The sequence below is a fragment of the Fibrobacter sp. UWR2 genome (assembly GCF_002210285.1).
GTDB lineage: Bacteria > Fibrobacterota > Fibrobacteria > Fibrobacterales > Fibrobacteraceae > Fibrobacter.
The window spans coordinates 693,387-707,565 of the sequence record NZ_MWQE01000001.1 but is presented as its reverse complement, the minus strand read 5'-3'; the positions used below and the strand labels follow the sequence as shown (position 1 = coordinate 707,565).

Here is a 14,179-nt window from a genome sequence, read left to right as displayed (position 1 = left end):
AAAACCTTCGTCGCGAGGCTACTTCTGAAAAAGCTTGGATTGGTATCCAAGGCACTGGAACCCGTTCTGGTTGATGATGGGGATAAGCGTATTCGGAATCTGCAACTGCTTGCGGACCCAGTAGCAAATACTGGTCGACATGCCGAGCGTCTGCGTGTAGTCCATCATCCGCTTGATGGCGGCAATGCAGAGTTCCCTTTCGGGAGCCGTGCGCCCGCGCTGTTTGCGGTGGTCTGCATTGCTGGGCTTCAGGTAGACTTCGTAGAGTTCGCGTTCCAGGTTCTTGTCGAAATGTCCGAGCCACTGCCCGAGCATAGCCAGGTTCTCCATGCACGCGGTCAAGAATTCCGGCTTGTAGTTGATAATGCCCGCATTGTGCAGTTTGTCGAAAAATTCCTTGATATGCTCGTCGGTAAGGTACGGCATGACGATAGGCTGGATAAGCGCCGAATTCGCCTGGATTCCGCGTTCGCGGCAGAGCTTTACAGATTGCAAGCGCTCGTCGATGGGCGCCGCAAAAGGTTCCAGCAGGTTCCTGAATTCCGTCGGCATGATGGACACGCTAGTATTGAACTGCATTTTGCCCTTGAGCTGTTCGAAAAGGTCGAGGATGGTTTCGCCCTCATATTCGTACTGCAAGTGCTTCGGGCCAGATTTCGAGGCGATAAAGAGCCTCGCATTGGAATCGGGATGCTTCTTGAAATGTTCGATGAATTCCTTCAAGATCCTGTGCGCGATACCGGTCTGTACCGTCGGTTCCTGGAACGCTTCTGTCTTGGGCGAAAAGTAGTAATAGTGGTTCCAGTTCTTGCCGCGGCTCAGTTCTACGATTTTCGCCTCGATTTCCTGCTTGCGCTCCGGCGCCTCCTCGATGGCAGTCGCGAGGTCCTGCAGAAGCACATTCTTCTTGTGGATATCCTCTTCGGTCACCGGCCCCCAAGGGTCACCGTTCATGTCTTCAAGCAACTTGCGCACGTACAGGTGGTAATTCTCGTAGGCGACCAACTTCTGTTCATGCACACCGTCGGTCACCAGGCAGTACTGGCATCCCACATTGCAGCCCTTGATGGGATTAATTTCGAACGTGAGCGTCGGGCAACGGCCCGTGTAGTTGTGAATTTCTGTCTGGACCTTTTCGGGATCGATATTTTCGAGGTAGAGTCTCGATACGGGAATAACGGTCTTGTTCTTGACGCGTTCCATGAACACTTTGGAGCCGCGCGTAAGCCCCTCGAGAGTTCTTTCGGACGGAGCAACCTTGACTCCAAGTTTGTCTAAATAAGCCTTGTCCACGACAGCAGGAGTAAATCCATTGAGACTGTAGACATCCGTCTCATGCGAATAGAACGGTTCGAAATCAATAAAATCTTTCATTTTCGTTTTCTCAATCTTTTATGTTATTTTAAACAAATTATATAAAAATTCCCCTCACAAGGTGGAAAAAAAAGACCCCCGCCTGCGCGGGGGTGACATTTTACTAGTAGTTGGCACTAAAGCGCGACTTTAATAGTTAGTAGTTCTCGGCGGTCACTTCGAAGAAGGACTGCGGGTGAGCGCACACCGGGCATGCGGCCGGGGCCTTGGTGCCCACGACAATGTGGCCACAGTTGCGGCATTCCCACACCTTGACTTCGCTCTTTTCGAACACGGCGGCGGTTTCCACGTTCTTGAGGAGGGCGCGGTAGCGTTCTTCGTGGCGCTTTTCGATGGCGGCGACCATGCGGAACTTGTTGGCGAGAGCCTTGAAGCCTTCAGCCTCGGCAGTCTTCGCGAAGTCCTCGTACATGTCGGTCCATTCGTAGTTTTCGCCATCGGCGGCAGCCTTCAAGTTTGCAGCGGTATCGCCGATGCCTTCCAGTTCCTTGAACCACATCTTGGCGTGTTCCTTCTCGTTGTCAGCTGTCTTGAGGAACAGCTCTGCGATCTGCTCGAATCCGTCCTTCTTGGCGCGGCTTGCGAAGTAGGTGTACTTGTTGCGAGCCTGGGATTCACCTGCGAAGGCGGCCTGGAGGTTCTTTTCGGTCTGGGTTCCGGCGTACTTGTTTGCCATATTATATCCTTTGTGTATAGAGTTTCTTTGTCTTGCTAATGTAGATTATTTTGGCTCCAAAAAGCAACATTTCGCTCCAAATAATACGCACTGTATAATTTAGAAACGAAAATTTAAAAATTATATTCATTTTTTCCATTTTTATACAATTTTTCAGCATTTTTGTATAATTCAAATATTGACTTTGAGGTCAAACAAACCTATTTTACAAACATGAAATCGATACTCGAATACAAAGATTATCGCGCCTACATGCAGGACTATTACGATTACCGTAAAAGTCACGGTGCATTCTCGTGGCGCGAATTCTGCAAGCTCGCCGGATTCACGTCGCCGAACTTCCTGAAACTCGTCTGCATGGGCCAAAGCAGCCTGAGCAAGATCAAGATTGCTCCGGTCGCGAAGGCCATGGAACTCGTCGGATACGAGAGCGAATACTTCAAACATCTCGTCCTTTTCGGAAACGCCGAGACGGACAGCGCCAAGAAAGAAGCCCTTGTCGAAATGGACAGGATTGCCCGCGAGCACAAGGTGCGCGTAGTTGACCGTGATGCCTTCCAGTACTACGAATCATGGAAATACCCCGTAATCCGCGAACTCGCCCCGATGATGCCCGGAGCGCAGCCCCGCAAAATCGCCGACGAGTGCAAGGAATATGTTTCTGCCGAAGAAGTCCGCGACATCCTCGCCTTCCTGGTAAAGGCCGGGTTCCTCAAGAAGGACGGCGAAAAGGTCTACACCCAGACCGAGAAGGCCGTCATCGGCTCTCCGGAAGCCCTCCCCATCGCCATCCGCTCCATGCACAAGGAAATGGGCAACATGGCCGTGCGCGCAGTAGACCGCTACAGCGCAAGCGAGCGGTACTTCACCGGAATGACCATCGGCGTGAGCGAAGCCACCTATTCGCGCATCGTGAACGAAATCGACATCTGCAGCAAGAAAATTGCCGCCATCGCTAACGAGAGCGACAACCAGGATCAGGTCTACGGCCTGAACTTCCAACTTTTTCCGTTTACAAACAAGATAGAAGGAGCGAACCATGCTTAACCTCAAGAAAAATCTCTATATCGCAAGCGCCCTCGCCCTTTGCGCACTTTACGCATGTTCCTCGGACAACCCATCGTCCGCAGGTTCTACGACCATCCCGAACGCAACTGCAGATAACGACTCCATTGTCTTTGAAGGCGACAAGCCTATCATTCCCGAACTTATCGAGCTCCGTGGAGACCAAGATACCGCCTTCTACTCAAAACTAACCGCATTCGAGACGGAACCGACCTCTCTAAGCAGCGACATGGACAGCCTTGATGTCAAGCTCTACGACAAGGAAAATGGAGCGGCAGCGACTTGTACCGCAGGCGATCAGTCCTTCAATGCTAAATTCAAGATGGAATCAAGATACGGCTATATCTTTAAGACATTGACAATGCACAATGTCGGAGCCGCCTGCGACAGCATTCTCCAAAAGTTCCAGGATGCATGCAACACCAACCCGAAAATCACCGTAATAGGCGGTTACAGCGGTTTCTGCACTTCAACGGGAGATTTGTACGCCTTCTGCGCCGATTTAAGCCATCTTACATTGGAATGCTCTGAACCCGAAGCTGACGGGACAAAGAAATGCCATGTAAAACGGGATTCCACGACAGCTCTCGACACAAGCAGCTTTATCCAGGACTTCGTAAAGAAATCTGAAAGTGTCTGCACCGACATTGCCGCCGGCAAGCTTGACGTTTCGGACTTTGACCCCATCGAAGATTACTGGACTCCCGGGCACAACCCCATTGACCACCTCGACACAGGCAACAAAGGTGAAGCAATCGATACGGCATCGTTCACTCTGGAAAAGTATGCGGAGCAATTCGCGAATATTTCCGAAGAAATTACATTCGACAGCCTCGTACTCGCCTACCGCATCCTGCCGACAAGCGAAATTGTTTTCGATACGGGTTCATATACCATCAGGGAACCCTCACCCGCCGAAGTCGCCAAGTACTTTCCGATGACAACGGCCATTACCGGAGAAAATTTCAACCCCGAGCACTGCGATATCTACACAGTCGCCACGCCAGGGTTCCAATCCTTAGCCATGATTCTGACACATATCGAATATGAATACGTCAAATACGCGCTTATCGTTGCCGGCGGAGACTGCAAAAAAGACGATGACTTCGCGCAAGTATTCCTTATAAAAGACTGTACAGGGGAATTCGATGAGTATGCGATGACATCTGCAGGTGCCGACTTCTTCGAAAACACTCCATGGACATGCGACGAGAACGGAGTGCCCCCCGGCAAAGAAAACGGCCCCTACGGCGAATGGTACCGCGCAGACCTACGCCAATAAGGAGCATCTTTAAAAGTGAAAACCGCAGCGAAATTCGCTGCGGCTTTTTTCAAAAATAATCATTGCTCAATTTTCGCTAGAAACGAGCAGGATTACTTATTAGCCATTGCTAGAGCGACATCCAGCTTAGCCAGAGCTTCGTTGCACTCCGCTTCGCTCACATTCAGCGGCGGGAGCATACGCAGCACGTTACCCTTGGCGCTCAAGACCATGAGTTTTTCGTTGCGGGCGGCGGCAACGACGTTGCCCACCGGCATGGATTCATCGAGAGCAATGCCCAGGATGAGACCATCGCCACGCACTTCCTTGGCAAAGCTGTACTTCGCCACGAGAGCCTTGAGGCCGGCCTTGAGCTGTTCGGAACGAGCCTTCACGTTATCGAGGAAACCAGTTGCACAGACCTGCTTGACTACCGAAAGTCCTGCGGCGCAGGCAAGCGGGTTACCGCCGAATGTTGTACCATGATCGCCTGCCTTGAGCTGATCGGCAATTGCCTGGCGCATAAGAACCACGCCGAGCGGGAGACCGCCGCCGATGCCCTTCGCCATGCTCACGAGGTCCGGCTTCAGGCCATACTTTTCAAAGCCGAGGAATGTCCCGAGCCTTCCGGTACCGGCCTGCACTTCGTCAACAATCACGAGGCAGCCAAATTCTTTCTGCAGGCTGTTGATGGTTTCGACCATCTCCTTCGAAAGCGTCATCACGCCACCTTCGGCAGCGAGACTTTCGAACATGATGGCGCAGGTATCTGCGTTCACTTCGGCCTTCAGTGCGGCAACATCGTTCCAAGCGACATGCACAAAGTCACCCGGCATATTGCCGAAGCCTTCCCTGAGTGCGGGCTGGCCCGTAGCCGAAAGCGCAGCGTACGTCCTTCCGTGGAAACTGTTCACGAACGTGATAATCTTCTGCCGGTTAGTTTCGCCCTTCCGGTTGAAGTACTTACGCGCCATCTTGATGCAGCCTTCGTTCGCTTCGGTGCCCGAATTGCAGAAGAACACCTTGTCGAACCCGGTCACTTCGCGCAGGGCTTTTGCAAGTTCAATCTGCGGGTAGTTCGGGAAAAGGTTGCTGATATGGTTAAAATGATTGAGCTGGTCGATTACCGCCTGTTTGATGCCCGCATTCTGGTAACCGAGAGCGTTCACGGCGATACCCGCCACAAAATCAAGGAACTTATTGCCCTTGGTATCGAACAGGTAAGAGCCCTCGCCCTTCACGAATTCCACATCGGCCTTACCGTAAAGCGGCGCAATGTTTTCCTTGTCCTGCTCGAGGAAATTATCCAAGAATTGTGCCATAGTTCAATTCTCCATTAATCTGTTTTACAAAGTGTTCGGCATCCTTCCAGCCAACGATGTGGATGCTCTTGAGTCCGCGGCCAATGCTCTTGAAGCTTTCGCGCACCTTCGGAATCATGCCTCCGTTGATGACGCCCGTTTCAATCAGCTTTTCGGCGGCTTCTTCGCTCAGTTCCGGGATGACCGTCTTGGTATCGTCCATCACGCCAGGAACGTCGCTCACCAGCACGAACTGGTCGGCTTCGAGGGCCACGGCAAGTTCGCTCGCCGCAGTATCCGCGTTCACGTTCCAGCTCACGAGTGCGCCGTCGGCATCGGGACCGATAGAAATCGGGCTTACCACAGGCACAAAACCGGACGACCACAGGGTGTTCACTATCGCAGGGTTCACCTTCTTGACCTCGCCCACAAGACCGAGGTCAACCTTGCCCTGCTTCTTGACGACTTCGAAAAGTCCGCCATCGACACCCGACAGTCCAACCGCATTGCAATTGTTAGCAAGGAGCATTCGCACGAGTTTCTTGTTCACGTGTCCCGAGAGCGTCATCTCCACCATCTTCATAATAGAGGGTGTAGTAACTCGGAGACCGTCGATAAAGGTTGGTTGTTCTCGCAGCAAGGAAATATTCTCGTTAATATCCTTGCCACCGCCGTGTACAACGGCCACTTGGCAGCCCATAGCCGGAAGCTTGCTGACTGCCGCCACAAAATCGGCCAACTTGGCTTCGTCGATTGCCAAGCTGCCACCAATTTTTACAACCACTTTTTTCATCGTTTGCGATGTCCTCTTTGATTTCGGCAAAAAACCGGAGCACCATTGCTCCGTCGTTTGCTGAAATTTGGTGGTAAATTTAGAAAAACAACCCTCGCCTGCAATGTTTTTATTATATTATACCCATAATTCAACCATCATATAAGAGGTAATTCTATGGCAATCACGAAAGTTTGGCTCGACGAATCCAGCGACGAATGCGTCTCCTGCGGCGCCTGCGAAGCAACTTGCGACGCAGTGTTCAGCGTTCCCGAAAAGATGCAGGTGAAGGAAGGCGTCGATTTCTCCGCTTACGAAAGCGAAATCAAGGACGCTGCTGACAGCTGCCCGGCCGGCGTGATCAAGTACGAGTAATACCGAAGGCGAGTGTCGCAGAAAAATGCTTGCATTTTTTTATGACCGAGCCGAGACATAGACGCCGTAGTGAAACGTAGGCGTCAATAATTGTCGTACCCTGTTCAAGGCTTTTTAAAACCCCGTCCTCGCGACGGGGTTCTTTTTTTTGAAAATTCAGAAACTAGCGTTTCAGTTTCTTGAGACCCTCGAGACGGTTCAGCGCCTCATAAAGGGTTTCGTCCTTCTTGGCAAAGTGGAGACGCACCAAGTGGTCCACCGGTTCCCTGAAGAAACTGGAGCCCGGCACCGCGGCAACGCCCACCTTCTGCGCCATATCGATGCAGAACTGTTCATCGGGCAACTTGTCTCCGGCTTGAGAACTGCGCGAGCCGTATCCGAATTCAGAGATGTCGATCAGGACAAAGTAAGCACCCTGCGGTTCGGAGAAACGCAGTCCCAGGTTTCGCAAGCCTTCCGTGAACACCTGCCTCATGTGCGTGTAATGCGCCTGCAGGCCCGTATAGTACGAATCGTCAAAGCGGAGCGCCGTCACGGCAGCCTCCATCAGCGGAGCAGCGGCGCCGACCGTCAAAAAGTCGTGGACTTTCTTGACGCGGTCCATCACGGGGGCCGCGGCAAGCACGTATCCGAGACGCCAGCCGGTAATTGAATAAGTCTTGCTCAGGCTACTGCACTCGATGGTGCGTTCGAACATTCCCGGGAGCGTCGAGATATACGTGTGACGGTGAGGCGCGTAGATGATGTGCTCGTACACTTCGTCCGTAATCACATACAGGTCATACTTCACTGCAAGGGAGGCGATTACCGAAAGTTCCTCACGGGTAAAGACCTTCCCGCTTGGGTTCGCCGGATTGCACAGCACGAGAGCCTTCACGCCCGGCTGTTTCATGGCGCTTTCCAGGACGTCCGCATCAAAGCTCAAGTCCACCGGAGAAAGCGGCACATAAACCGGAGTCGCACCGCAGAGGATTGTGTCGGCAGAATAGTTCTCATAAAAAGGCGAGAACAGCACGACCTTGTCGCCAGGGTTGCAGACCGACATCATCGAGGCCATCATCGCCTCGGTGCTGCCGCAGGTGATGACGATTTCTTTTTGCGGGTCGTAGCGAAGCCCGCTAAAGTGGAACTGCTTGTCGCTCAGCGCCTCGCGAAAATTCTGCGCACCGAACGTAATCGCATACTGGTGCGGGCCCACGGGGGCAATTTCTGCCAGCCGCCTTGTCAGCGCCTCCGGAGGGTCGAAATCCGGGAAACCCTGCGAAAGGTTGATTGCCCCGCAGGCATTCGCGATGCGGGTCATCCGGCGGATAACGGAATCGGTAAAGGTCTCTGTACGTTCACTTAACGGCTTCATGGCAAGCAAATTTAAAATTTTTTCTACCGATTTTCTATATTTGCGCTCACTATGTTTTCACAGCTGACCGACTCTCTAGAATCTACCCTCAAGAACCTGCGCGGGCAGGGCAAGCTCACCGAAGAAAACGTCGCCGAATCGCTGCGCGAAGTGCGTCGTGCGTTCCTCGAAGCCGACGTAAACTTCAACGTGACCCGCGACTTCGTGAAGGCCGTCAAGGAAAAGGCCCTGGGCGCCGAAGTCCTGAACTCGGTAACCCCCGGTCAGCAGATTGTCAAGATTATCCACGACGAGCTCGTTGCCGTGATGGGCGGCGAGACCAAGGAAATCAACCTCTCCGGCCCCGCTCCGGTCGGCATCATGATGGCTGGCCTCCAGGGTTCCGGTAAGACGACTTTCGCCGGCAAGATTGCCCTTTGGATGCGCAGCAAGAAGAAGAGAAAGCCGCTCCTCGTGGCGGCCGACGTGTACCGCCCCGCCGCTATCAAGCAGTTGCAGGTGCTCGGCAAGTCCATCGGCATCCCGGTGTACGACGAAGGCCAGGGCGACCCGGTGGAAATCATCAAGCACGGCTACCAGTACGCGAAGGACAACGGCTTTGACCTCGTGATTTACGATACCGCAGGCCGCCTGCAGATCGACGAAGAGTTGATGCAGGAACTCGAGAAGGCGAAGGAAGCCGTCCACCCCGACGAAATCCTGTTCGTCGCCGACGCGATGATCGGTCAGGAAGCGGTGAACGTCGCCGAGACCTTCTGGCAGCGACTCAACTTCACGGGCGTTTGCCTCTCGAAGATGGACGGTGACACCCGCGGCGGTGCAGCGCTCTCCATCAAGAAGATGACGGGCGTGCCCATTTGCTTTATCGGCGTGGGCGAAAAGCTCCCCGACATCGACCTGTTCCACCCCGACCGCATGGCAAGCCGTATCCTCGGCATGGGCGACGTGGTCAGCCTCGTGGAAAAGGCCCAGCAGGTCATCGACGAGAAGGACGCGAAGGACCTCAAGAAGAAAATCCTCAACAACACCTTCGACCTGAACGATTTCTTGACGCAGCTCCGCACCATCAAGAAGCTCGGCCGCATCAAGGATATCCTCGGGCTCATCCCGGGCCTGAACAAGCTCCCGCTCGACCAGATTGACGAGAAGCAGCTCGTGTACGTGGAAGCCATTCTGAGTTCCATGACCCCGAAGGAAAGGAAGAAGCCGCAGATTCTCGACGGCAGCCGCAAGAACCGTATCGCAAAGGGTTCGGGCACCGAACTTGGTCGCGTGAACGCCGTGCTCAAGCAGTACGAAGACATGAAGCTCATGTTCAAGAAGGTGGGCGACATGGCGAAGAAGCAGAACAACGGCGGCCAGATTGGCAGCAACTACACGCCGCCGAAGGTCAAGAAGAAGAGGAAATAGTTTTTTCGCAGGCACCAATCGGCGCAATGTGACAAGGCGGGACGACTACGGTTTTCCCGCCTGTATCATATGCAACCCATTTTGTTTCATTCATAAAAAATAATTTTATCACAATCACAGTTTTTAAGCATTTTACACAAAAATCAAAGTTTTTGTATCATTCCATATTGACTTTTGAAAAATTTTAGGCTATATTAGAAGTGTAAGGAAACGAATCATGAAACCGATTACCGAATACCAGGACTACCGCCGCTACATGCAGGACTTCTATGAGGAAAAGAAGAAGTCCGGCTTCACCTGGCGTGAATTCTCGAAGGGCGCCGGATTCGCATCGCCATCATACCTCAAGCTGGTATGCGAAGGCAAGAGTTCGCTCAGCCGCGTGGGGCTCCCGCGCGTCGCCAACGCGATGGGACTTTTGGGCTACGAGTTCACCTACTTCGAGAAGATGGTCGAATTCGGGAACGCAACAAACGACGAGAAGAAGAAGGCCGCATTTGCAGAGCTCACCCGCATCGCAAAGGAACAGAAGGCGCGCGTCATCGATTCCGACACGTTCGCCTACTATGAATCCGCCATCAACTCCATCGTGCGCGAGCTAGCACCCCTGATGCCGGGCGCCCTCCCGAACGAGATGGCGAAGCGTATCAAGCACCTCTACACGGCGCAACAGGTCCGCGATTCGCTCGCCATGCTCACCCGCGCAAAGTATCTCGAAGAAACAGACGAAAACGTCTACCGCCAGACGGACAAGGCCATCACCGGCTCGACCGAAGCCATTCCGCTTGCGCTCCGCAGCATGAACCGCGAAATGACCGACCTCGCCAAGGAAGCCATCGACAGCGTCAATGTACACGAAAGGAACATCTCGGGCGTTACCATGGGCGTCGACACAGCGACACTCGCACGGATATCCGAAGAGATAGACAAATGCCGCCGCAACGTCATCGCACTTGCGAATGGCTGCAAGAACATCGAACAGGTCTACCGCCTCAACCTTCAACTCTTCCCGCTTACGGACAAGGTATAGGAGAGCCGTCATGAAAACCCTCAATACATTCTCCTCGGTCGCCGCTACGCTACTGGCAACAGCCATCGCCCTGGCCGCGGCAGTCTCGCTCACCGCCTGCGGGAACGACAACACCGCCGGTACCGACGAGCAGCAGAACTCTATCACAGCCAAACTCGATAGCGCACTCACCGAATGGCTCGCGGGCGATACGCTCATCGCACCCGATATATCGAGTGAGCCCTGCACTGACTGCCCTCACGACTTCCTCAGCCACGACGATCCGGCGGCCACCCAGGTCCCGAAAATTCAGACGGAAAATGGATACCTGTACCATGTCCGTTACGAAAGTTTCGAATCCATCGTCTGCGAAAACGACTCGAACTGGTTCGTTTATTCCATAAGCGTAAACGACTCTGTTACACAAAAGGGTCTGACGCTCCCGGATTCGTCAACGGCCGAAGCCTTTGAAGCGGATTGCGAGGAAGAAGGCGGAGCATTCGTGGCAGACTCGATAGCAGTTGTCGAAGGCCAGCACAATTTCCGTTGCAGGCTTACAAATCTCGCCGATGGATCATCAAGCGCCGACAGAACAAAATACGTCGACGCGAACTGGGAAAAGTACGTGAAACTTATTGTCGGCTTCTGCCGGAACTAAAAGACTTAAACCTATCAGGAGGGAACAATGAAAACCACAATCAAAACAATCATCTGTGGGCTTGCCGCGTTCGCGCTGTACGCCTGCTCAAGCGACAACACCACCTCGCCGGAGACCTCCGGCACCGCAAACAACCAAGCCAGCAACGACAAGGGAGTCCAGCAAATATCCCTCGGGCCAAGCGAAGAGGACGCCTATATCGAGACCATTCTCGAGGGAGAACCGATCAGCAACATGATTATGGTCGACCCCCCGTTGTGCGTCAACGACACCGATGGAGTTGAGTGGTGCCCGCCCTACAGGGTGAAATTGCAATCGGGAACACTGTTGCACGCCTGGGGCGGAATCTCCGAGACCATCTACTGCGAAAGAGCAAGCGATACCATTTCGCTAGATGTGTTTCTGCACAACAACACCATCACAAAGAGATGGATTAACCCGCTATTCACTGCATTTGACGAAGCCAAGCAAGAGTTCAGGGATTCCTGCGCCAGCGAAGGCGGCAGAATCACGGAAGATACCGAAAGCACTATCGCCTGCGAACTCACGCTGGAGCCGCTCAATACCGACAAGGAATACACTCCTCCCCCCGAAGGTGAAATTAGCCTGGAGTTCTCGTTCCACTACTACGACCCGAACTGGGAAACATTCGCATCAAAGACCATCTGGGCCTGCAGGATTCCAGCTGTTATCGAAGAATAAGGCGCAGAAACCGCGCTATTCTATTTCAACCTTGATTTCGACACCCGGAATCAAGGGTTTTGCGCTATTTACGACAGGCGAAAGTATGCGGCGCACCGCCGCTAAGTCGTTCGTCTTCAGGTAGAGCTTTACCCAGCGCACATTCTGCACCACCGGTATAAAGGCATCCACCGGCCCCATCACCATGAGCGTCTTTTCGGCGCGGCAAAGCGATTCTACACGGGTGACGGCATCATGCAAGGCGCCCTCGTCCTTACTCCCGAAGGAGAGTTCCACCAGCTTGCAGAATGGCGGATAGCAGGCTTCGCGGCGGTCGCGCAGTTCCTTCTCGGCAAAGCCCACAAAGTCGTGCCGAAGCGCAAACTGCATCACCGGTTCATCGGGATTGAGCGTCTGCAGCAGCACCTTGCCATCACTCTGGGCGCGACCGGCGCGGCCCGCGGTCTGGCTCAGCAACTGGAACAGCCTTTCCGTACTGCGGAAATCAGGCATTCCGAGGCCGCTATCGGCCCCCACGACACCAACAAGTTTCACACCCGGGAAATCGTGGCCCTTAGCGACCATCTGCGTACCGAGCAGAATATTATATTCGCGGCTGCGGAACGAGTCCAGGATCTTTTCGACAGCCCCCACATTCTGCGTGGTATCGCGGTCCATACGGATTATCCTAGCATCCGGCACCCACTCACTAATTTCTTCTTCGAGTTTCTCGATGGCTCCGCCAACAAACTCGTATGTGGCCGCCCCGCAAGCAGCACAGGGCATATCGACTGGATACAAGAGTCCGCAGTAATGGCACAGGAGGGACTTGTACTGTTTATGATAAACTAACGGTACATGACAATGTTTGCAATAAAGCGTCTCGCCGCACTCGCTACACACACGTATCTTGGAATAGCCGCGACGGTTCATGAGCACAATCGCCTGGTCACCATCTGCAACGCACTTCACAAGCGCATCGCGCAAATCGGGAGACATCAGTATCCCCTTCTGCTGGCGGATTTTCCCCATATCGACAATCTGCACATTCGGAAGGCTTGCCGATGTCGCTCGCTTCTGCAACTTCAGGTACTTCAACTTATGCGTACTGGCGTTGTGGTACGTCTCCAGACTCGGGGTCGCGCTCCCGAGAACTACTTGCGCCCCATACTTGTACGCCAGGTGGAACGCCAGTTCGCGGGTATGGTAACGTGGCGCCGGATCCTGCTGCTTGAACGAAGAATCATGTTCTTCGTCGAGAATCACGAGGTCAAAATCGAACGGAGAAAGGATTGCACTGCGGGTCCCGAGAACCACGCGCGCCTCGTCCTTCAATATGGAAACATATGACGCCCTGCGTTTGGGGGCCGAAAGTGCAGAATGCAGCACCTGGACACCCACATGCAAAAAATCTTCAAACCGCCCCGCAGTCTGCGGAGTGAGGCCGATTTCCGGAACAAGGATGAGCACGCGCTTCCCGCGTTTCAGGGCCTCGTAGGCCAATTCCTGGTACACGCGCGTCTTGCCAGACCCAGTAACGCCATGCAAAAGCGACGCGCGGAAGCCTTCCTTCGAGAGGTCTTCTACCAGCGAATCGAGCGCCACCTGCTGCTCGTCTGTCAGCGGAGGCACATCCGGTTTTGGCGGAAGTTCTGTACCCGAAGGCGCTACGACAGCAGAACCCGATACATACGCATCATCTGCCAGCGCATCCAGGTATTTGTCGAACTGCGCCGGCAAAAACACGTCGAGCGCCTTCATGGGCGTACTTACATAATAGCGGGCCACCCATTCAAGCGCTTCCATGAACCGTTCACTAAAAGCATAGCCCGACGCATGCGGGTAGGCGCAACGCACGTCAAACGACGGACGGTCGACAACTTTCGAAACAATGGCAAGTAAAGGGGTCTTACGGGTGGCAAACTGCACCCAGACCACGCTCCCCCGGCGAATTTCCACCCCTTCGGGCAATTCTGCGGGAATACCGTAGGTATAGACGGAAGGGGCCTGCGGGATATAGACCTCGCAAAAGCGTTCCAGCGAAGATGCGCTGAATTTAGCCCTAATTTGCTCGGGAGGAGCCGTCTTTTTGATGCGTTTTGCCATTTCTAGGTTAAAGATAGGTAATCACCGCCCTATTTCAGCCCTCTTAATTGCCAAAAAATCGCCAATTTCCTAAACGGTCTCTTATCTTTTTATTTAGATTATGATATACGAACCTTAACTGGTCCGTCTACCTA

At 53.5% G+C, this 14,179-nt stretch carries 13 protein-coding genes; 7 read left to right on the top strand and 6 right to left on the bottom strand.

Going from position 1 to position 14,179, the window contains the following annotated elements:
• Window positions 1-18 precede the first annotated feature (18 nt).
• Window positions 19-1,374, bottom strand: a complete 1,356-nt coding sequence (locus B7994_RS02835) for a radical SAM protein (RefSeq protein WP_088636947.1) — start codon at window positions 1,372-1,374, stop codon at window positions 19-21.
• Between the two features lie 136 nt (window positions 1,375-1,510).
• On the bottom strand, window positions 1,511-2,050 hold the full coding sequence (gene rbr, locus B7994_RS02830; protein WP_088636946.1) for a rubrerythrin: 540 nt from the start codon (window positions 2,048-2,050) through the stop codon (window positions 1,511-1,513).
• Between the two features lie 213 nt (window positions 2,051-2,263).
• Here rbr and B7994_RS02825 point away from each other — a divergent pair, with 213 nt between their 5' ends.
• Window positions 2,264-3,097 carry a TIGR02147 family protein gene (locus B7994_RS02825; RefSeq protein ID WP_088636945.1) on the top strand — a complete coding sequence of 278 codons (834 nt, stop codon included), beginning with the start codon at window positions 2,264-2,266 and terminating at the stop codon, window positions 3,095-3,097.
• Window positions 3,090-4,397, top strand: a complete 1,308-nt coding sequence (locus B7994_RS02820; protein WP_088636944.1) for a hypothetical protein — start codon at window positions 3,090-3,092, stop codon at window positions 4,395-4,397. Before B7994_RS02825 ends, B7994_RS02820 begins: the two co-directional genes overlap by 8 nt.
• A 92-nt stretch (window positions 4,398-4,489) precedes the next feature.
• Here the strand turns inward: B7994_RS02820 and B7994_RS02815 are convergent, their stop codons facing one another.
• Both B7994_RS02815 and argB read right to left on the bottom strand, forming a co-directional pair.
• Window positions 4,490-5,698 (bottom strand): aspartate aminotransferase family protein, encoded by a 1,209-nt coding sequence (locus B7994_RS02815; protein ID WP_088636943.1) that lies wholly within the window; start codon window positions 5,696-5,698, stop codon window positions 4,490-4,492.
• Window positions 5,679-6,470 (bottom strand): acetylglutamate kinase, encoded by a 792-nt coding sequence (gene argB / locus B7994_RS02810; protein ID WP_088636942.1) that lies wholly within the window; start codon window positions 6,468-6,470, stop codon window positions 5,679-5,681. Before argB ends, B7994_RS02815 begins: the two co-directional genes overlap by 20 nt.
• A 156-nt stretch (window positions 6,471-6,626) precedes the next feature.
• Between argB and B7994_RS02805 the strand changes: the two genes are divergently transcribed.
• Entirely contained in the window at window positions 6,627-6,824 is a 198-nt protein-coding gene (locus B7994_RS02805; RefSeq protein WP_088636941.1) for a ferredoxin, read from the top strand.
• Window positions 6,825-6,987: 163 nt separating this feature from the next.
• On the opposite strand, the gene B7994_RS02800 is transcribed toward B7994_RS02805, so the two are convergent.
• On the bottom strand, window positions 6,988-8,181 hold the full coding sequence (locus B7994_RS02800; RefSeq protein WP_088637219.1) for a pyridoxal phosphate-dependent aminotransferase: 1,194 nt from the start codon (window positions 8,179-8,181) through the stop codon (window positions 6,988-6,990).
• A gap of 51 nt (window positions 8,182-8,232) precedes the next feature.
• Here B7994_RS02800 and ffh point away from each other — a divergent pair, with 51 nt between their 5' ends.
• The 4 genes from ffh (at window position 8,233) to B7994_RS02780 (ending at window position 11,960) form a co-directional block, all read left to right on the top strand.
• Entirely contained in the window at window positions 8,233-9,591 is a 1,359-nt protein-coding gene (ffh, locus tag B7994_RS02795; protein WP_088636940.1) for a signal recognition particle protein, read from the top strand.
• 217 nt (window positions 9,592-9,808) lie between these two features.
• Entirely contained in the window at window positions 9,809-10,621 is an 813-nt protein-coding gene (locus tag B7994_RS02790) for a TIGR02147 family protein (RefSeq protein ID WP_088636939.1), read from the top strand.
• A gap of 10 nt (window positions 10,622-10,631) precedes the next feature.
• On the top strand, window positions 10,632-11,258 hold the full coding sequence (locus B7994_RS02785) for a hypothetical protein (protein ID WP_088636938.1): 627 nt from the start codon (window positions 10,632-10,634) through the stop codon (window positions 11,256-11,258).
• Window positions 11,259-11,285: 27 nt separating this feature from the next.
• Complete coding sequence (locus B7994_RS02780; protein ID WP_088636937.1) at window positions 11,286-11,960, top strand: hypothetical protein; 675 nt, start codon at window positions 11,286-11,288, stop codon at window positions 11,958-11,960.
• A 15-nt stretch (window positions 11,961-11,975) separates the two neighbouring features.
• Here B7994_RS02780 and priA read toward each other — a convergent pair whose 3' ends face one another.
• Window positions 11,976-14,045: a primosomal protein N' gene (gene priA / locus B7994_RS02775; protein ID WP_088636936.1), complete on the bottom strand. Its 2,070-nt coding sequence runs from the start codon at window positions 14,043-14,045 to the stop codon at window positions 11,976-11,978.
• Between the last annotated feature and the right edge of the window lie 134 nt (window positions 14,046-14,179).